At 44.9% G+C, this 18,948-nt stretch carries 18 protein-coding genes; 12 read left to right on the forward strand and 6 right to left on the reverse strand.

The window, feature by feature from the left end:
• Nucleotides 1-10 precede the first annotated feature (10 nt).
• The 11 genes from G4V62_RS10930 to G4V62_RS10980 all read left to right on the forward strand — a co-directional run bounded on the left by G4V62_RS10930 (nucleotide 11) and on the right by G4V62_RS10980 (nucleotide 9,122).
• Nucleotides 11-343, forward strand: coding sequence for a UxaA family hydrolase (locus tag G4V62_RS10930; RefSeq protein WP_165202137.1), 333 nt, complete (start codon nucleotides 11-13; stop codon nucleotides 341-343).
• Nucleotides 340-1,500: a UxaA family hydrolase gene (locus G4V62_RS10935; protein ID WP_165202139.1), complete on the forward strand. Its 1,161-nt coding sequence runs from the start codon at nucleotides 340-342 to the stop codon at nucleotides 1,498-1,500. Before G4V62_RS10930 ends, G4V62_RS10935 begins: the two co-directional genes overlap by 4 nt.
• Nucleotides 1,501-1,519: 19 nt before the next feature.
• On the forward strand, nucleotides 1,520-2,317 hold the full coding sequence (locus tag G4V62_RS10940) for an SDR family NAD(P)-dependent oxidoreductase (protein WP_165202141.1): 798 nt from the start codon (nucleotides 1,520-1,522) through the stop codon (nucleotides 2,315-2,317).
• Nucleotides 2,318-2,332: 15 nt separating this feature from the next.
• The gene (locus G4V62_RS10945; RefSeq protein ID WP_165202143.1) at nucleotides 2,333-3,106 is read left to right on the forward strand and encodes an SDR family NAD(P)-dependent oxidoreductase; all 774 of its coding nucleotides are present in this window, start codon (nucleotides 2,333-2,335) and stop codon (nucleotides 3,104-3,106) included.
• Between the two features lie 54 nt (nucleotides 3,107-3,160).
• Entirely contained in the window at nucleotides 3,161-4,057 is an 897-nt protein-coding gene (locus tag G4V62_RS10950; RefSeq protein WP_165202145.1) for a fumarylacetoacetate hydrolase family protein, read from the forward strand.
• Nucleotides 4,058-4,069: 12 nt separating this feature from the next.
• On the forward strand, nucleotides 4,070-4,492 hold the full coding sequence (gene fucU / locus G4V62_RS10955) for an L-fucose mutarotase (RefSeq protein WP_165202147.1): 423 nt from the start codon (nucleotides 4,070-4,072) through the stop codon (nucleotides 4,490-4,492).
• Between the two features lie 433 nt (nucleotides 4,493-4,925).
• Nucleotides 4,926-5,891: an aldose 1-epimerase gene (locus G4V62_RS10960; RefSeq protein WP_165202149.1), complete on the forward strand. Its 966-nt coding sequence runs from the start codon at nucleotides 4,926-4,928 to the stop codon at nucleotides 5,889-5,891.
• Between the two features lie 27 nt (nucleotides 5,892-5,918).
• Nucleotides 5,919-6,503, forward strand: a complete 585-nt coding sequence (locus G4V62_RS10965) for a hypothetical protein (RefSeq protein WP_165202151.1) — start codon at nucleotides 5,919-5,921, stop codon at nucleotides 6,501-6,503.
• Nucleotides 6,504-6,586: 83 nt separating this feature from the next.
• A complete protein-coding gene (locus tag G4V62_RS10970) occupies nucleotides 6,587-7,549 on the forward strand; it encodes an alpha/beta fold hydrolase (RefSeq protein ID WP_165202153.1) in 963 nt (320 codons plus the stop codon).
• 25 nt (nucleotides 7,550-7,574) lie between these two features.
• Nucleotides 7,575-8,417 (forward strand): sugar phosphate isomerase/epimerase family protein, encoded by an 843-nt coding sequence (locus G4V62_RS10975; protein ID WP_165202155.1) that lies wholly within the window; start codon nucleotides 7,575-7,577, stop codon nucleotides 8,415-8,417.
• 30 nt (nucleotides 8,418-8,447) lie between these two features.
• A complete protein-coding gene (locus G4V62_RS10980) occupies nucleotides 8,448-9,122 on the forward strand; it encodes a carboxylesterase family protein (protein ID WP_246218388.1) in 675 nt (224 codons plus the stop codon).
• A 260-nt stretch (nucleotides 9,123-9,382) separates the two neighbouring features.
• Here the strand turns inward: G4V62_RS10980 and G4V62_RS10985 are convergent, their stop codons facing one another.
• From G4V62_RS10985 to G4V62_RS11005, 6 genes are read right to left on the reverse strand one after another with little or no spacing between them, the layout of a single operon-like run.
• Nucleotides 9,383-10,441 carry a lyase family protein gene (locus G4V62_RS10985; protein WP_246218389.1) on the reverse strand — a complete coding sequence of 353 codons (1,059 nt, stop codon included), beginning with the start codon at nucleotides 10,439-10,441 and terminating at the stop codon, nucleotides 9,383-9,385.
• Entirely contained in the window at nucleotides 10,369-10,794 is a 426-nt protein-coding gene (locus tag G4V62_RS19890; RefSeq protein ID WP_246218390.1) for a hypothetical protein, read from the reverse strand. Before G4V62_RS19890 ends, G4V62_RS10985 begins: the two co-directional genes overlap by 73 nt.
• Nucleotides 10,795-10,836: 42 nt before the next feature.
• Nucleotides 10,837-12,522, reverse strand: a complete 1,686-nt coding sequence (locus G4V62_RS10990; protein WP_165202157.1) for an ABC transporter permease — start codon at nucleotides 12,520-12,522, stop codon at nucleotides 10,837-10,839.
• On the reverse strand, nucleotides 12,523-13,626 hold the full coding sequence (locus tag G4V62_RS10995; RefSeq protein ID WP_165202159.1) for an ABC transporter ATP-binding protein: 1,104 nt from the start codon (nucleotides 13,624-13,626) through the stop codon (nucleotides 12,523-12,525).
• Between the two features lie 36 nt (nucleotides 13,627-13,662).
• A complete protein-coding gene (locus G4V62_RS11000) occupies nucleotides 13,663-14,778 on the reverse strand; it encodes an extracellular solute-binding protein (RefSeq protein WP_246218391.1) in 1,116 nt (371 codons plus the stop codon).
• Nucleotides 14,779-14,797: 19 nt separating this feature from the next.
• Nucleotides 14,798-15,961, reverse strand: a complete 1,164-nt coding sequence (locus G4V62_RS11005) for an ROK family transcriptional regulator (RefSeq protein ID WP_165202161.1) — start codon at nucleotides 15,959-15,961, stop codon at nucleotides 14,798-14,800.
• 344 nt (nucleotides 15,962-16,305) lie between these two features.
• Between G4V62_RS11005 and G4V62_RS11010 the strand changes: the two genes are divergently transcribed.
• Nucleotides 16,306-18,801: an NEW3 domain-containing protein gene (locus G4V62_RS11010; RefSeq protein WP_165202163.1), complete on the forward strand. Its 2,496-nt coding sequence runs from the start codon at nucleotides 16,306-16,308 to the stop codon at nucleotides 18,799-18,801.
• Nucleotides 18,802-18,948 lie beyond the last annotated feature (147 nt).

Raw genomic sequence — 18,948 nt, forward strand, 5'->3', positions numbered from 1 at the left:
GAGAGAGGATATGTCAGAATATACATATCATTCCGGGATTCAATGTATTGTCATGGATGACAAAGATCATGTTGCTACAGCATTAAAAGAAATTCAGGCCGGAGAGACTATACAAGTGGTTCGTGGGGGGGAGATGTTGTCTATTCAAGCACTTGATTCGATCCCTTCCGGACACAAAATCGCTTTAGAGCAAATTTCAGCTGGGCAGCATGTGTTGAAATACGGCGAAGCGATTGGTGCGGCGACAGAAGGTATTGAAAAAGGAGCTCACGTTCACGTGCACAATATTGAGGGCATTCGCGGGCGCGGCGATCAGAAGAAAGAGGAGGTTCAGACAACATGAGAAAGCTTAAAGGCTATCGACGACCAGACGGAAGGTTTGGCATTCGGAACCACTTGCTTATTATCCCGACAGTTGTTTGTGCGAACCAAGTAGCGAATCGCATTCAGCAGCAAGTCTCAGGCGCTGTAGCAATTCCGCATCAGCACGGTTGCAGTCAAGTCGGAGACGACATTAAACGAACGCACCGTGTCCTTGTGGGAATGGGACAAAACCCAAATGTTGGTGCCGTGTTGATCATCAGTCTCGGTTGCGAAGGGATTGATGCTCGGCAAGTCAAGAAGGAAATTGAAGCGACAGGAAAGCCGGTTGAATGGATAGACATTCAAGATATTGGTGGTTCGATTAAGACGATTCAATCTGGTGTAGACACAGCACAAAAGCTTTCTGCCCAGCTGCAAAATGAGCCAGTTGCTGAAGGCGATGCAACTGAACTTATCATCGGCGTCAAATGCGGTGGATCAGATGCGACTTCAGGATTGTGCAGTAACCCTGCTCTTGGGAAAGCCGCCGATCTCATTATCGCAAACGGAGGGACCGTCATCATGGGCGAGACGACAGAGATCATCGGTGCAGAGCATCTCGTCGCTGCCAAAGCAGTGAATGATGAGGTCAAGGAAAAGCTCTATACCGCCGTCCAAAACTTTGAAGCGGAAATTGATCGGATGGGTGTAGACATGCGCGGTGGTAACCCAAGCCCTGGAAACATTGAAGGGGGCTTATCGACAATTGAAGAAAAATCGCTCGGCTGTATTTCCAAAGCTGGTTCTGCTCCGCTGCAAGATGTGACGCAATATGCTGAACCGATTAAAGGCAAAGGTTATTTCTTTATGGATTCCCCGGGAAATGATATCGAATGCGTTTCAGGTATGGCGGCTGCTGGCGTTCACCTTGTCTGCTTTACGACGGGCCGAGGGACGCCCACAGGGAATGCAGTCATTCCTGTCATGAAACTGACCGGAAATGAAGAGACGGCTAAAAAAATGGCCGACAATATTGATGTCGATACGAGTCCTGTTCTTCGTGGTGAAGAGACGATGGAGGAAGCAGGGCGCCGCATATATGAAGACATTTTAGAGGCCGCGTCTGGGAAAGAAGTCAAAGCAGAAATTTTAGGCCACGCCGAATTTAGCATTAACCGGATTGGCATTAGCTTGTAAATGAGAAGGGAGTGTAACGATGAGTCGATTTACGAATCGTAACGTTTTAGTGACAGGAAGCGCACGTGGTATTGGGGCGGCGATCGTTCGCCGTTTTGCCGAAGAAGGTGCAAATATTGTCATTAATTATCTCGGAGATTCTGACCGTGAAGCTGCCGCTGAAGTGCAGCAGGAGATTGCGCAAGCCTTTGGCACCAAAGTGATCTTAGTACAAGGAGATGTAGGAAAGAAGGCAGATGTCGAGAACATGTTTGCCGAAGCTGAACGCGAGCTAGGACCGATCGAGGTCTTAGTGAATAATGCTGGGGTTGCTCCTTTTGAGCCGTTTCTGAAAGTGACAGAGGATACGTGGGACCGTACGTTTGAAACAAACGTCAAAGGGATGTTTTTAACGTCGCAGCGAGCGGCACCATCGATGATTGAACGAGGCTACGGAAAAATAGTCAATGTGGCGTCAACCGCAAGCTTATTAGTGACAAGTCCTGTCATTCCCCACTATATTGCTTCAAAAGCGGCTGCGCATCAGCTGACAAAAGCTTTAGGCATCGAACTCGGAAAACACGGCATCAACGTAAATGCCGTCGGTCCAAGTACGGTGGAAACAGACATGGTGAAAGAATATTTGCAGGACGAACAGATTTATCAACAGGAAGTTGAAGCGAATCCAATGAAACGCCTCGGGACAGCAAAGCAAATTGCCGATGCGGTGCTATTTCTTTCGTCAGAAGAAGCGATGCAGGTGAATGGGCATTTGTTAATGGTAGATGGAGGATTGACGGTAAAAGCAGCTCAGCCAGAAGATCATATGGATCATTAAAAGGAGGAAAGAGCATTGCGATTACAAGACAAAGTCGTTTTGATTACAGGTGCAGGTTCAGGAATTGGTCAAAGCACGGCTCAACGGTTTGCAAGTGAAGGTGCGACGGTACTCGTCGTTGATATCCATGAAGAGCATGGGCGTGAAACGGTCGCTTCGATCGAAGCTGAAGGAGGGAAAGCCGCCTATTTTTACGGCGATGTGACATCCCTTGATGAGATGCAGCAGGTCGTTGACAAGGCACAAGCTGAGCATGGCATGATTGATGTTCTTTTCAACAATGCAGGCATTAGTAATGTCGGTCGTTTAGATGAGGTTGAGCCTGATGCATGGGATCGGGTCATGAATGTCAACGTCAAAGGGACGTACGTGCCGTCAAAATGTGTTTTACCTTCTATGATGGAGCGAAAGCAAGGCTGTATTATTAATATGTCTTCATGTGCAGCGGAGATGGGACTGCAAAAAAGAGCTTTGTATGCTGCGACAAAAGGCGCGATTCTATCATTAACGAAGGCAATGCAAGTTGATTACGCACCTTATAACATTCGTGTGAACGCCTTATTACCAGGAACGATCTTCACACCGTTTGTTGAAAACTATTTGAAGAATTCATACGACAATCCAGACGAAGCGATTGAAAACATTAAAAAACGTCAGCTAAGTGGCGAGCTCGGCCGGCCGGAAGATGTTGCGAAGGCAGCGCTGTTCCTTGCTTCTGATGAATCTAACTTTATGATGGGGTCACCTCTTTATGTCGATGGTGGCGTCGTCTTCGGAAAAAATGCGTAACACAAATAACGTATGCATCTATGAAATAACTTTGCAAAGAAATGGGGAGAGTAAATGAAGCTATTTACATATCATATAGACGGAAGCTTACACACAGGAGTTCGTACAGACGCAGGGCTCCTTAGCCTATCGGCAACAGCAGCAAATATGCCTGGATCTTCTGTGGAAGTCAACATGATGGACATCGTCGCTGGAGGTCAAGCAGCATTAGAAAACGTCAGTACGTTTGTAAACAAGGCTATTCAAGACGACAAAGCGGTCTTCTTGTCTGAAGCAGAAGTCGTTTGGGGTCCGTGTATTCCTCAACCGCACAAAATCATCTGTGTCGGGTTAAATTATCGCCGTCATGCGGATGAAACAAATGCTCCTTATCCGGAAACGCCGATTCTGTTTAACAAATTTGATAATACGCTAGCAGGACATCTTGAAGACATTCCAGTGCCTACTGTGACTGAAAAACTCGATTACGAAGTGGAGCTTACGATTGTTATCGGTAAAAATACGAAAAATGTCTCTGAGGAGGAGGCGCTTGATCACGTCTTCGGTTACTGTGCCGCGAACGATTTGTCAGCTCGTGATTTACAAATGAAGACACCACAGTGGTTGCTCGGGAAAACGTGCGATAAGTTCAGCCCGATTGGTCCAGACGTTGTCACTGCTGACGAAGTGGGTAACCCTCAGAAGCTGGCACTTAAAACGATCGTTAATGGTGAGGAAAGACAGAACTCTAATACGTCTGATATGATCTTTTCTTGTAAAGAGATTGTTAGCTACATTTCCAAGCATATGACACTTGTTCCTGGAGACATCATTTTAACTGGAACACCTGAAGGCGTCGTACTCGGCTCTCCAGAGGATGAGCAAGTGTATTTGAAACCAGGTGATGAAGTGACCGTAAGCATTGAAAAGCTAGGATCATTGACAAATACCTTTGTTGCTGAGACGGAGTAAGGAGGAAGCGCCATGTTAAAAGGCATTCCATCGATTTTGTCACCTGAGCTTTTAAAGGTATTAATGGAAATGGGGCACGGGGACGAGATTGTCCTGGCAGACGGGAACTTCCCCGCTGCCAGCCACGCCCAGCGTCTCGTTCGATGTGACGGGCACCGTATTGTTCCATTATTAGAGGCTTTATATCCGTTGTTTCCGTTAGACAATTATGTACAAAGTCCGATATTTTTAATGCAGCCAGTCCAAGGGGACGCAGAACCGGCCGTATGGAAAACATATGAAAACATGTTACAGCCGTACCCTTGTGAACAGCTGGAACGCTTTCATTTTTATGAGCGTGCGAAAAAAGCATATGCCATTGTAGCGACAGGAGATACGGTGCCCTATGGAAATATCATTCTCAAAAAAGGCGTCGTCGAACCAGAATCGTATTAGGTGCTATAGAAGGTAGACAAAATCATTTTTGATTTTGTCTACTCTCGTTTAGGGGAAGAACTACTTAAAAAACGCTTGTTATGCATCACGGCGTGAAAAGGTCCGGTTTATGCGGCATTCAACTGGTCAGCATACGGCATACGGCAGACCATTCTACAATCATTCTCCGTATGCGGATGAGAGTGTCGTATGTTTAACAGCGTTCACAGTTTTTTGAAAACGTTTTCGAACTAATTTAGAAGTTTTGCAGAGAGAATTTTGTTCATGAAGAGATGAGAAGTGGCGATTGACAGTGTGCTGATGACTTGTCAATACGTGATCACATTCATGACAATTGTCTTTTCTGTTTAAATGTTCCGGTGAAATACGCTATAATGTCAAAAAAGAGACAGCTTTTTAAGGGGGTTCCTTAAAAAGAAGAGAGGAGTCGGACATGCACGAAACGAAGAATGTTACGTATTTAGGTGAGGATGCGGTTTGTGCTGAAAGTAATGCGCTTTCAATGACAGTTGTACCTAAGTGGGGGAGCAACCTCATCTCCATTCGCCATAAGGCGACAAATGTTCCTCTGCTTCGCGAGCCGCAAACGCTCGAGGAATATGAGTCTCGTCCGATGCTGTTTGGTACACCTGTCCTTTTTCCACCCAATCGTTTAGCAGATGGAAAGTTATATTTTCGCGATCGGATGTACCAGTTTGATTTAACAGAGGAAGAGCGGAATAATCACATTCATGGTCTCGTGTACGATCAGCCGTGGCATGTCGTGTCTCAAACAGCTGACGATGAAAAAGCAGTGGTCGTGACTGAATATCGCTCAGCAGAAGATGCGCATGCAATGCGGCAGTTTCCCCACGATTTTCGGTTGCGTCTTACATATACATTGGCGAATACAGAGCTAACGATTACCGCGGAGATAGAAAATCTCGGGGCTGAACCGTTTCCTTGGGGGCTTGGGTATCATACGACGTTTAATTATCCAGCCGATGGTGGTGACGAGTTTAAGCTTACGGTAGATCATAAATGGGAGCTAGACTCTGAACGGTTAATCCCGACAGAACGCTGGGAAAGCTTTGACTCGGAAAAATGGCACACAGGCTTTTCACTTCAAGGCGTCGCGTTAGATGATGCTTTTTATAACGAAAAAGCGGCTGAGAAAAATGTCTGTGAGTTGAAAAATCCGGCCTTGCCTGTAGATATATATTACACCGCGGATCAACACTTTAAGCATTGGGTCGTTTATTCTGGTGCAGGTGATTCAGGGTTTGTTTGCCCTGAGCCATATACTTGGATAACGAACGCTCCAAACCTACGTATGGAGGAAAGGACGACAGGTGTGCAAATTCTAAAATCTTCAGAAAAAACAAAAGTGGAGACGGTGCTTCGCTTTGTGGAAAAATAATACAACTTCTTGGGAGTGGAAGCAGCGATGAAACAGATTTCTTGGCGTTTGGGGGCGCTTTTCACAATTCTTGCCGTTTTGAGCGGATGTGCATCGGAAGATACGAACCCAAAAGTAGAGGTACAATTCCATGAAATGATTCCCGATGAAACCGTCGTTAGGATTGATGATTACATCGAAAATACCGTTTCCTTGGGAATTGAAGCAAACGAAACAGAAGAGGGCAAAAAAGATGAGGTAGACATCCTGGCATTTCCGTTTATTGCTCAAAAAATCACGGTTGAAATTGGCGCAGCACGCACCGTCGATATTCTTATTGCGAACGAAGACTATATGGTGAATATTTTGAATCAAGGTGGACTCGTCAGTCTCGATGATTTATATGAGGGAGAAGAGCCGCCCGAAGAATGGAAGCCGTATGTGCGCGAAGATCCTGAGTCAGGGGAGTCACATTTATTTGCTGTTCCGTTGACTGAAGATACGAGAATGTTTAATGAGCTGGAGCTCCGTCCAACGCGACCTTTGCTGGCATTGATTCCGATTTTTTCAAATGTACCAGAAGAAGCAAAAGAAGTGTTAAAGGTGATGGCCGAGCCAGTTGAGTCAGAATAGTAATTTTTAGGAGATGGGTGTTCCAAACGACTTTTATAAAGGAAGGGAGGGACCCACTTGTCGTAAGACCTGTGGGAAACGAGATGCCAATGCTCGATATGCCTCTGGAGCAATTAAAAGGATATGATGGTAGAAACCCTAAACCAGATGATTTTGCTGACTATTGGAGAGAAGCCTTGCAAGAATTAAAGGCTGTCAAAGCGGATATTAAAATGATCCCGGCTTCATTTCAGGTTGCTGGCGCAGAGTGCTTTCACCTTTACTTTACAGGTGTTCGCGGGGCACGTGTTCATGCGAAATATGTAAGGCCAATACGACGGGATGTGAAGCACCATCCCGCTGTCGTTTTATTTCACGGTTACACAGGAGCATCGGGAGACTGGTCGGACAAGCTGAAGTATCTCAGCCTTGGCTATGCTGTGTTTGCCCTTGATTGCCGTGGGCAAGGAGGATTGTCAGAAGATCCTGGTGGTGTCGTTGGAAATACGCTACAGGGCCACATTATCCGTGGTCTCGATAGTTCGCCGCACGACCTTCTATTCAGGCATATTTTCCTTGATGCTGTTCAACTTGCTCAAATTGCAATGGCACAGGAAGAAGTAGATGAAGCGCAAGTCTATACGAAAGGCGCATCACAAGGTGGCGGTTTAGCTTTAGCGTGTGCCGCCTTAGAGCCTCGGATCAAAAAAGTTGTTTCTATTTATCCGTTTTTATGTGACTATTTACGTGTCTGGGAGATGGATCAAGGAGAAAACGCTTATCACGAAATAAAGTCTTATTTCCGTAGATTTGATCCTACCCATGAGCGACATGATGAAGTTTTTCGAACGCTCGGTTATATTGATGTACAGCACCTTGCTGACCGTGTCCAGGGCAATGTGCTGATGGCAGTTGGGCTAATGGACGCAACGTGTCCTCCATCAACGCAATTTGCTGCCTATAACAAATTAAAAGCATCGAAGGACATGGTGATTTATCCGGATTACGGTCACGAGTCGTTGCTAGGTTTTGAAGATCGGGCATTGCAATTTTTACAATCGCAATGACATCACGAGGAAAAGAGGGATGATGATGAAAAAAGCACTATCAGGAGCGGGTCTTGGTGCTGTGAAGGATGTGCATCATTTGATTACGCTTGCAGGTGACTATGGTTTTGCAGCGATCGAAGCGAGCGGCGCTTCTGTGCTAAAGGTTGTCGACAACGAAGGCTTGGAACCCTTCCAAAAGTCACTCCATGCTACCGGCGTGAACATCTCGACATTTGGTCTTCCTGTCGAATGGCGCCAAAGTGATGCGCAATTTTCGCAGGATTTGGAAAACCTTGTACCACAGGCCCGTCTTGCACAAAGTTTAGGTGTAGACAATTTTACAACCTATGTACTTCCTTCGACCGATTGGAATGCGGCACAGTTTATGGCAAAAGCTGTTTCGCGCTTAAAACTGTGCGCACAAATTTTAAAGCAATACGATGTAAAGCTCGCACTTGAATTTGTCGGACCGCACCATTTACGGACAACTTGGAAGCATCCGTTTATTTGGTCAATGGCACAGATGATCGATATGATTGAAGCCATTGATGAGGGAAATACCGGGCTATTGCTTGATGCCTTTCATTGGTATACAACCGGAGGAACTGCAGAAGACATTCGTAAGGCAGGCGTAGATAAGCTTGTCCACGTCCACTTAAATGACGCACGCGACGTTCCTGTGGAAGACGTGCTTGATAATGACCGTCTCTACCCCGGTGAGGGTGTCATCGATTTAACGACCTTCCTGCAGACGTTAAAGAATATCGGTTATGAAGGAGCGATAGCCCAAGAGATTTTAACGAAGGAACCTCCTTCTGAAACACCAGAACAGCTCGCGCAAAAATCGAAAGAGGCGTACGATAAGGTATTTAGCCGCTTGTCATAAGTTCGATCTAGTAGAGGAGGTTTTGATACGATGGGGCAAATGCAATTTGAGCATAAGCATTCACAACCAAGTCATCAAGACGTACAATCAATCGCTTACCTACTGTCGATGCCGGATCAAAAAACAATTGAGCAAGGGCGATACCCGCTCGTTTTGTTTTTGCACGGGAGCGGCGAGCGTGGGAGCGATGTGAAAAAAGTCGAGGAACAGGGATTGCCTAAAATTATGACAGCTTGGCATGAACGTCCATTTATGATGATCGCACCTCAATGTAAAGAAGGTACAGATTGGAGTCAATGGTTAGATACGGTGATTGCTCTGCTTGATGAAATCGTAGATAAGTATCCGATTGACGAAGACCGCATTTACGTAACTGGATTAAGCATGGGTGGATATGGGAGCTGGGCTTTAAGCGCAATGGCACCCGCTCGTTTTGCCGCTGTTATCCCAATTTGTGGAGGTGGCGACATCGCACACGCTTCAGCACTTACAAGCATCCCCATTTGGGCATTTCATGGTGCTAAGGATGATATTGTCCCTTTAGATCGATCTGAAGCGATGGTGGAGGCGGTTCAGCAAGCCGGTGGCAATGCGACCTTGACCATTTATCCAGACGCTATGCACGATTCTTGGACTGAAACGTATACAAACGCCGACGTCATCCAATGGATGCTAGCGCAAAAGCGGCCATCGTCACGACGTTAGATAGCGCTCTTTTTAACATTTACGATGCCCCTTTTAATATGTAGGAGGGGCAAACCCGAAAAGCTTCGTCTGCGATCATACATAAGGCGCACACATTCATTATTTGCTTTCGGAATCGCAAGCGCTCGCAAGCGCGACAATTCTTGAAGAGAGGTCGAGTGAGGCGAGCAACGACAGATTGAGCAAATCGTTTTTTTAACAAGCTAAGGCGCAGGACAGTTCATGTCCTACGCCTTTTTCAGCTTATCAGGTTGGACCCTTCACTGACCTAAAGCCTTTTGCTTCCTTTTGGCAATCATCGCACGTACGACCTCTGGGTTTGGACCACCAGTGCGATTTCTTCGTTTCACGAAAAACGTTGGGTCAATGATTTCCTCCCAGTCACGAGCTGTTAATTGCATATCCAACCAGTCGTTGATTTGTTGAAGTGGAATCTCGTAGAGCTCTTTCGCTTCTTTATCCGCCATTTTGGCAATCACACTTGCTTTGTGGTGGGCTTTTCTAAAGGAAATACCGTAATCACGGGCGAGTACATCAGCGAGTTCAGTAATCGTGATCATGTTTTTCTTGGCCTGATCGTAAGCACGCTCCGTCTGAAAATCCATCGTTACTGTGACAGCACGCATCAGCTTTAAAACTCGGAGCGCTTTCTTAAAACCATTGTATAAATGAGGCTGCATGTCATCTTCAGTATCATTAATGTCGCCGTAAGGGGTGTTATGAATCATATGGATGACAGCTAACCCTTCAGCAGCGGCGCTACTTGCAATGGCACGACAGTGTTCGATCGAGACAGGATTACGTTTTTGGGGCATAATGCTGCTAATTTGCACATATGCGTCGGATACTTTAATTAAACCGACTTCTTTAGAGGCCATGCGCAGGAACTCTTGCAGCCAGCGGCCCATATTGGTCATTAAGCTTATTAGCGCTTGCGCAGCTTCAATTAAATAATCTCCAGCACCAATCGCATCATAAGAGTTTTCAATCAAACCATCAAAATCGAGCAGCTCGACCATGCGTTCCCGATTGATCGGAAAACCGCTCGTCGTAATCGCAGCGGCACCCATCGGTGATTGATTCACCGTTTGATACGCATGCGCTAACCGTTCAATATCTCGGGTTAAGCTATCATAGATCGCAACAAGATAATGACCAAATGTTGTCGGCTGTGCCGGCTGTGTATGCGTGTGTGCCGGCATAATGGAGTGAATGTGGGTTTCTGCCTGATCCAACAGTGCTTCACTTAACTGCTTTGCCTGTTCCATCGTCTCCTGAAGATAGCTTCGCAAGACGATACGGTACATTGCTTCACCCATATCATTTCGACTCTTGGCAATGTGCATTTTCCAGCAAGTTCATCCCCGATTAACTCGCCAATTTTTGATTCTACGAAGAAGAACAAGTCTTCGTAGCGAGAAGAATATTCCATTTGTTCAATATCCATCTGTTCAATTTCCTGAACGCCATAGAGGATTTTCTCAGCTTCTTCTTTCGTTAAAATGCCTTGTTCTGAAAGCATCGTCGTGTGTGCTTTATGGATGCTGAACATCGCGGCGAATAAATGCTCTTTTTGGTCATAAAACATTGGTTTTAACAGCTCATCCATAAATGTTTTACCAGGGAATTGGGTTCCATCCGTTTGTTCAAATTCTTCCTTCATTGTACGCAATAGTAGCCCTCCAACGTCTATTATGAAAACCTCTTACAATGCCTACAACGTGTTCTCCGATTTCACACCGAAGAAACGATAAGAAATAAACATGACAATGGCGATAAGCCCGACTTGAATCATTCCATAGGCAGCGGCTTGCCCCATATTAAACATACGCAACTGGTTCATGATTTCAATAGAAATGGGCCGGTTACTGATCGTATACAGCAACACCGACGTTGGAAATTCACCGACTGCCTGCACAAAGGCGAGCAAGGTTCCACTGAGCACACCTGGCATGATGATCGGAATGACGACTCTTCTAAATGTGTAGAACCATTTGGCCCCTAAGTTTTGCGCAGCTTCTTCTAACGAATCGTCCATTTGCTCTAACACAGCAGTGGTGGATCTGACGACGAGCGGGATAAACCGGATGAAATAAGCTAAAGGTAAAATCCAAAATGTCCCGACGAGAATTTGCCCAAAGGAAAAAGGAGACGGCTTGTTAAAGGCAAGAATAAGGTTCATACCTACAACGGTTGCTGGCAACGCCCACGGAATCATCACGAGAATGTCTAATAAATTCTTGCCGATAAAGCTGCGCTTCACTAAGGCGTATGAAGTGATAATGCCGAAGACAAATACACCAATACACGCAAGCACCGTCATAATTAAACTGTTCCGTACAGGGTCCCAAATGTTAGGGTCATCAAATAACAAGCGATAATTCTCCAAGCTAAACGCTTGAGGGTATGTCTGCCATGTCCATGCGCCATCAGGGACGAGCGATAACATGAGCAGAGTGACGTGCGGCAGTAAGAGAACAACCATGGCAAGGATGCCAATGGTCACCATGATCGTTTTTAAGACTGGGTTGTTTACTTCACTGCGATGTGCGCCAATGCCTTTACTGGCCATACGATAATCCTTGCGCCCTTGATACCAGCGCATAAAGAGTAAAAAGGAGATCGACACAACCGATAGAATTACTGACTGCGTCGCTGCCATTTCAAGGTCACCGTTAATTTTTGAAAAGTAAATTTGTAAACTGAGCACTCGATAACCGCCCGCTAGTAAAAACGGGGCGCTAAACGATGCCATAGACACCATAAACACTAATAAAGAAGCGGCAACGAGCCCAGGTGTTAAGAGCGGAAAGGTGACTTTCCAGAACACGCGGAATTTACTAGATCCTAAATTATACGCGGCCTCCTCAAGAGACGGATCAATATTATTTAACGCGGACGATGTCGTCATATAAAAATATGGATACATCGTGTACGCATGGACAATTAAGATCCCGGAAATGCCGCCAATTTTAAAAGGGACTTCTGACAGGTTAAAGACATCTTTAATCGCATTAGGAATGAGGCCAGCTTCACCATAAAGAAACATAAACGCCATAACACCGACCAATGAAGGCAGCACAATCGGCATAATCGCGATGTTTGAGAAAAATTGTCTGCCGGGAAAGTCGTAACGATTAAAGATATAAGCTAGCGGTACGCCGATCAGCGCACTGAAAAGGACCGATAAAAGTGAAATGTAAATGGAGTTCCAAAGCGCTTCAAAATTGGCTTGCGCTTTTGCTCCGAAAAAATCCGAATAGTTGATAAAGGAAAAGGCACCTTGTCGCTGAAAGCTTTCGATAAGTGTAGCGACGGAAGGGTAGAGTACATAACCAGCTAAGACTAAAATGATCGGGATTAACAACAAGATTGTTTTTCGTTTTTCTGCATTTAACATTTACTTGTCACCCTTTGCCTGTGGGATCACCCTGATCTGTGTCGCGGGCAAATGAATGTAAACCTGCATGCCTTCTTGCAAGTATGTACTTGGCCCCCGGTTCAGATCTGTCGTTTTCAGTGTGACAAGATCATTGATTTTGACAAATGTGTGCACGGACTCTCCCGTAAACTGAACGAGTGTGACGACGCCGGTAAGCATATTTTTTTCTTCGAGTGGCTCTTCGGACACCGTCATTGCTTCGGGTCGAATGGACATGAACAAACGATCAGTTTCATCATAAGCAGCGATATTCGCTTCCGTATTTTTGACGTAGATGGCTTTTTCTAGATCATTGCTCCAAAATGCACATTCATCGCCAGTTTCTTGATCAAGCTCTATCGGAAGTAAATTGGTTTCACCAATAAATTCAGCGACGAAATCGTTGACCGGCTGATTGTAAATCTCCGTTGGCGTCCCAATTTGTTGACACTCACCGAGGTTAAAGACAGCGATGCGATCACTCATCGATAAAGCTTCCACCTGGTCGTGCGTCACGTAAATGGTCGTAATTCCGTATTCACGTTGCAGGCGTAGAATTTCAGTCCGCATCTCATCTCGCAAGCGAGCGTCCAAGTTACTCAGCGGTTCATCCAACAAGAGAATATCTGGTTCGATGACGAGCGCACGTGCTAAGGCGACACGCTGTTGCTGCCCTCCGCTTAGCTGGCTGACTTGCCGGCTAATAAATTGCTCGAGATGCACTTTCTTTAACACGTCTTCCACGCGTTTTTGGACTTCGGTTTTACTCAATTTCCTTACCTTGAGTCCAAATGCGACATTTTCAAAGACGGTCATATGAGGGAACAAGGCATAGTTTTGAAAAACCATGCCTGTATTCCTTTTTTCCGGTGGAACTGAGGTCATCTCTTTCTCGTTAAACTGCACTTTCCCTTGTGTAGGGAAGTAGAAGCCAGCAATCATCCGGAGGGTTGTTGTTTTTCCGCAGCCACTCGGGCCTAAGAACGTAAAAAATTCGCCTTCTTTTATGACTAAATCCAACCCTTTGACTGCTGTTACGTCCCCAAATCGCTTCGTAATTTCAGACAAGCTTACTGTTGACATGAAAAACAACTCCTCTTTCATAAAAGCTCGCTTTTATTATTCTTGCTGCTCTTTTTCGGTGTTTTTAATGTTGTTGTCCCAATGTTCCATCCATTCACCGGACTTCTCCTGGAAAAGCGTCCAATCAATATCCATCGCATTAATGTCAGTCTCGGTAATCCAAGCTGGCAGGTCGGTGACGTCATTCCGGGTAGGAATACGATAATATGTCTCGGCTAGTAATTTCGCTGCTTCTGGTGTATTCACGAACTCATAAAACGCTTCGGCTGCATTCGGATTTGGTGCGTCCTTAATAATGGCAATGCCTTCCGTCAAGACAGGTGTACCGCTTTCAGGGATGACATAGTCAAATGGGTAGCCTTTTTCTTCGGCGAGCATGACAGTGTCCGGCATGTTCCAAACGGAAAGTAATCCAACGCCTTTGGCGACTTGATTGTACATAATTTCTGGATTTGCGGAATATTCTTTCGTATTTTCATCCAGTTTCTGCAGCCAGTCATAGCCTTCTTGCGGGTCTTCAGTATCTTGATACGTTCGATAAATCATTGCAGAAAAGATTGTTCTCATCGTTCCTGAAGCCAATGGGTAGCGAATAATGATTTCGTCTTTCCATTTCGGATCGAGGAGGTCATCCCAGTCTTTGGGCACTTCCTCTTCGGAGAGCTCTTTTGAGTTATACAAAATGACTTCTGGTGTGATGGACGTTCCCGACCACATCCAATCCTCATCGTGGTACATGTCATCAATTTGATCAGCATAGGAAGGTTTGTATTCAGCTAGTAGCCCTTCTTCTTTGGCTTGGTCGAAGTTCACTTGGGGAGCACCCCACCATACATCTGCTTGCGTATTATTTGCCTCGGAACGCACTCGGTCTAAAATCTCCTGTGAGCCCATATCTAAAAATTCCATTTCGATGCCATATTCGGCTTCAAACTGTTGCTGAAAATCACTTAAAATATCTTTGCCGTGTGGGGAATAGACGACGACTTTGTCTTCCAACTCGTTGTCTGTCTCTGTAGAATTGGAGGAATTAGATGAATTGTTATCGCTTTCCGAAGTGCTGGTTTGTGTTTCTTGTGGATTGCCAGCCATACAGCCTGCTAAGACGAGCCCAAAACAGACGACGAGTAAGAACATCCATACTTTTTTCAATTGAGAAACCCCTTTCAAATTAAATATTAAATAATCCTTCAAACTCATTTAAGAACAAAGCGACTGAACCAATGACTCCGGCTTCTTTGTCAAAAGACGTTTTGACGACTTCGCACGTTTGCGGAGCATAACGCTTCATGCTGTCCATGACTTTCTTATGGATTAATGTAAATGCATTGCTGACACCACCTCCTAAAATAATTAATTCAGGATCAAATAAAGAAACATAGTTGCTGATCCCTATGGCTAAGTTCTCCAAAGCTGTATCAATCACCGCAATCGCTTCTTTATTTCCTTTGTCATAAAGCTCAAAGGCTTCTTTTGCTGTTACTTCAATCCCGATCCGTTTAGATAGCTGCGCACTCATCGATGCACCGCCCGCTACGCTTTCTAAAAATCCGTAGCCTTCATGGACGGGATGATATTCTTTTGCGTATTTTCTGTCAGTGACGAGATACCCAATCTCACCTGCACTATAATTACTTCCGCGGTACAAAGTTCCGTTAATCATGATACCGCTTCCAATGCCCGTGCCAATTGCCACGTAGACAAGGTTTTTTTTATGTTTTCCGATGCCTATCCAATGCTCACCAAGCACGGTCGTATTGACATCGTTATCTACATGTACCGGTAAACGAAAGGTTTGTTCAAGCTTCTCTTTAATTGGGTATTTCTTCCATTTTAAGGCGGGAGCCTCTATCACAATGCCGTCTCTACTATTCGTCACGCCGGGAATACCAGCTCCTAGACCTAAGATCTTTTCGTCGCTAATGCGCAGCTGATCTTTCATAGATTCAACATGGCGTTTCATCTCTTCAAAAAGATGATGGTGAAGGTGTTGTTGAGTTGGAAATTCACGAAATGCACAAACCTTGCCCTTTAGGTCGGTAAGCCCAAGTCCTACGCTAGTACCACCAATATCAACCCCAATGATATAAGATCTCGTCGCATTAAAAGATAAGTTCACAGGCTTTCGCCCACCCTCTTTAGAGGCAGAGCCATTGCCAGTTTCGATCAGCCATTGCTCATCAATCAAGTCATTGACGAGCGTCGACACGGTCGGTTTACTCAATGATAGTTTCTTAGATATCGCAGCTCGTGTAATGGCGTTTTCTTCCATAACACATTTGAGTATGAGGCGCTTATTCATTGTCTTTATGTAAGCTGCATTGCCTTTCTGCATAGATTGAACTCCTTAGATTAATAGTATGTTGTTCAAATGCTCGGTTTGAGTTAGTAAAGTTTACTTACTAATTAGAGATTTACGAAGAGTATAAATTAAATCTAGATTATTGTAAACACCATTCGGAAAATTTTTTGTTCGCATTTTATTTGCAACAATGAGCCCGTTTCGTCATTTATATGCTGCAACACAAACATGTAGTATTTTTTGACTATTTACACAAATGATACGAATTGCTAACATGTTGCCTGAGGATGGTTGCTTTAGATAGTTAGTAATCTTAACTAACTAAAATAACCGAGAAAAGGCGTAGTCGTTTTTCAAAAAATGAAAGGGGTTACAAAATGAAGAAATATCTTGCTTTAATGTTAGTCGTACTGATGATTGTCGCAATGCTCCCGGCGCATGGATTGGCTGATGATACGCCTGAAGACGTAGAATTATGGAATGCGCTCAACCCACTGAACACGACGGTTACATTTTTAAACATAGGCGCACATCCCGACGATGAGCGTAGTGATTTTCTTGCTTATTTATCGAGGGGGCTTGGCGTGAAAACGGCTAGTCTAATTGCGAATCGGGGTGAGGGTGGTCAAAACGAGATCGGAAGTGAGTTAGGCGATGGACTTGGCATTATTCGCTCAAACGAAATGAAGGAAGCAGCTAAAGTCACCGGTGTGAAAGCGTACCATCTAAGCGAAACAACTTCTGATCCGATATACGACTTCGGTTTCTCAAAATCTCCGGAAGAAACGTTGGAGAAGTGGGGTGAAGAACTCACTTATGAGCGTTTGATTCGTTTCATCCGCACATATCAGCCAGATATTGTCATGCCTTCATTTCAAAACGTAGATACGCAGCATGGGCATCACAGGGCGATGACATTGTTAAGCGGCCGCGCTTTTGAAGACGCAGCAGATCCCTCTGTTTTTCCAGAACAGCTTAAGGAAGGGTTATCTGTTTGGCAGGTAAAAAAATTGTATTTGCCTGTTGCCTCTAAAAATCAAGCAACAACAACCATCGATATCGGTCGTTATGATCCGATATATGGGATGTCCTACCCTCAACTTGGTGAGGAATCTAGGTATTTGCACAAGAGTCAAGGCATGGGTAAGGATATTCCGGTAGAACCAAGACCGTATCATTTAAAGCGATGGAAAGAAGCGAGCAGCTCGGAAGAAGAAGGCTTATTTTCAAGTATTCCGTACGACCTATCAGAATGGGCCGAACAAGTACCGGAGAAAAAGCTTCGTTCAGAGTTGAAGAAGATTCAGCAGCAGCTCGATCATATTGTCGATTTATATCCGGATCGTAATGCCATATTATCCCCATCCAAACAAGCGCTCAAAGATGTAAGAAAGATGTTAGAGCGAATCGGAAAAAGCGCCTTAGATCAAGAGGTGAAAAATACACTCGTGCATAAGCTAACACTGAAAGAAGAGCAGCTTCAAGAAGTAAGTTTTCTCGCCTCGGGACTTACATTAGACACGAAAATATCTTCGGCAACTGTGACGAGAGGAGATGATGTGTCATTATCAATGACGGTGAAAAACAACGGGGAAAACATCTTAAGAAACATCGATGTAAGTCTTCAAGCCCCGGCAGATTGGGAGTTCGACGGTCAAATTAAAATCAGCCAACTAAAACCGAATCAAGAAAAAACAGTCACATTTACCGGTAAAGTTCCTCTAAATCAAGCATATACTCATCCATATGACGACGCTTTGCTGATGCCGTCGGTTCAATTTACGAGAAAAGGTATTACGACGACTAGCACCACAGAGCTACCACAACCGCTCTACGTTTTACCAAAATTAGCAGTAAGTACTTCACCAGAAAACTTGATCGTAAACACAGTTGATATAAAAGACAGCATGCCTGTACGTGTACGTGTGAAAAACTATGGAACAGAGGTGAACGTAGCAGATGTTGCTCTTCAGCTTCCAGAAGGATGGGAAAGTGAACCAAAACAAGAGGAAATTAAGCTGTCGCCAGCATCTGAAACAGAAGTTTCATTTAAAGTAAGCCCACCTTCCCACATCACCTCGGGCACTTTCGCAGTGAAAGCAATGGCTGAATCAAAAAATGAAGTTTTTAATACGTCGGTTCAAGAAATTGTCTACGAGCATATTGACGATGCATATTATCAATATCCAGCTACGATTGAAGGCGTAGCGTTTGAATTGCAAAAGCCTGACACATTAAAGATTGGTTATGTAGAAAGTGGTTTTGACCAAGTTGCCGACGCACTGCTAAATGCAGGGTTCGACGTGACAAAGCTAACTGAGCAGCACTTAGCTTCTGCCGATCTCGGTCAGTACGATACCATCGTCACGGGGATTAGAGCACGGTTGTCACGAGAAGATCTCGTTCGTCACAATGAGCGATTACTCGAATATGTTGAAGATGGGGGACATTTAGTTGTCCAGTACCATAAACCATGGGATCAATGGGATCAAGAGACGACTGCACCTTATCCTTTAGAGATTGGTCAACCTTCCATCGAATGGCGTGTCACTGATGAAAATGCCCCTGTGACAGTGACAAAGCCGGAGCATCCATTGTTTAACTACCCGAACAACATTGACAGCAGTGACTGGAACAACTGGGTACAGGAGCGAGGATTGTATTTTCCGATGAGCTGGGACGACCGATTTGAAACGTTCGTATCGATGGCCGATCCAAATGAAGACCCATTCACCGGTGGCATTTTAATGGCTGAGTATGGGGAAGGGACGTACTTGTATACAAATCTTGTCTTCTATCGCCAAATCGCCAATCAAGTTCCTGGAGGGTATCGTTTATTCACGAATTTGCTCAGCTACGGAACCATTAAATAATTTGTACGCTATTTAAATAGTCAAGAAAGGCGCACCGAGATTAGCGGAAAATGTATTGATCCTTATGTCATGAGAGTGAGCGACGGATATCTCCGATTGTCAATCATATGCTGAGCCAGGTCCTTCTGAAGGATCTGGCGTGTTTTT

Source organism: Litoribacterium kuwaitense, from assembly GCF_011058155.1.
Classification (GTDB): Bacteria; Bacillota; Bacilli; order Bacillales; family DSM-28697; genus Litoribacterium; species Litoribacterium kuwaitense.

Bases quoted from the DNA above. Each gene is read 5' to 3' on its own strand.
- G4V62_RS10990 (WP_165202157.1), bottom strand. From the start codon at position 12,522: ATGTTAAATGCAGAAAAACGAAAAACAATCTTGTTGTTAATCCCGATC.
- G4V62_RS11005 (WP_165202161.1), bottom strand. From the start codon at position 15,961: ATGCAGAAAGGCAATGCAGCTTACATAAAGACAATGAATAAGCGCCTC.
- G4V62_RS10960 (WP_165202149.1), top strand. From the start codon at position 4,926: ATGCACGAAACGAAGAATGTTACGTATTTAGGTGAGGATGCGGTTTGT.
- G4V62_RS10950 (WP_165202145.1), top strand. From the start codon at position 3,161: ATGAAGCTATTTACATATCATATAGACGGAAGCTTACACACAGGAGTT.
- G4V62_RS11010 (WP_165202163.1), top strand. From the start codon at position 16,306: ATGAAGAAATATCTTGCTTTAATGTTAGTCGTACTGATGATTGTCGCA.
- G4V62_RS10975 (WP_165202155.1), top strand. From the start codon at position 7,575: ATGAAAAAAGCACTATCAGGAGCGGGTCTTGGTGCTGTGAAGGATGTG.
- G4V62_RS10995 (WP_165202159.1), bottom strand. From the start codon at position 13,626: ATGTCAACAGTAAGCTTGTCTGAAATTACGAAGCGATTTGGGGACGTA.
- G4V62_RS10935 (WP_165202139.1), top strand. From the start codon at position 340: ATGAGAAAGCTTAAAGGCTATCGACGACCAGACGGAAGGTTTGGCATT.
- G4V62_RS10930 (WP_165202137.1), top strand. From the start codon at position 11: ATGTCAGAATATACATATCATTCCGGGATTCAATGTATTGTCATGGAT.
- G4V62_RS10940 (WP_165202141.1), top strand. From the start codon at position 1,520: ATGAGTCGATTTACGAATCGTAACGTTTTAGTGACAGGAAGCGCACGT.
- G4V62_RS10980 (WP_246218388.1), top strand. From the start codon at position 8,448: ATGGGGCAAATGCAATTTGAGCATAAGCATTCACAACCAAGTCATCAA.
- fucU (WP_165202147.1), top strand. From the start codon at position 4,070: ATGTTAAAAGGCATTCCATCGATTTTGTCACCTGAGCTTTTAAAGGTA.
- G4V62_RS10965 (WP_165202151.1), top strand. From the start codon at position 5,919: ATGAAACAGATTTCTTGGCGTTTGGGGGCGCTTTTCACAATTCTTGCC.
- G4V62_RS10985 (WP_246218389.1), bottom strand. From the start codon at position 10,441: ATGGGTGAAGCAATGTACCGTATCGTCTTGCGAAGCTATCTTCAGGAG.
- G4V62_RS10970 (WP_165202153.1), top strand. From the start codon at position 6,587: ATGCCAATGCTCGATATGCCTCTGGAGCAATTAAAAGGATATGATGGT.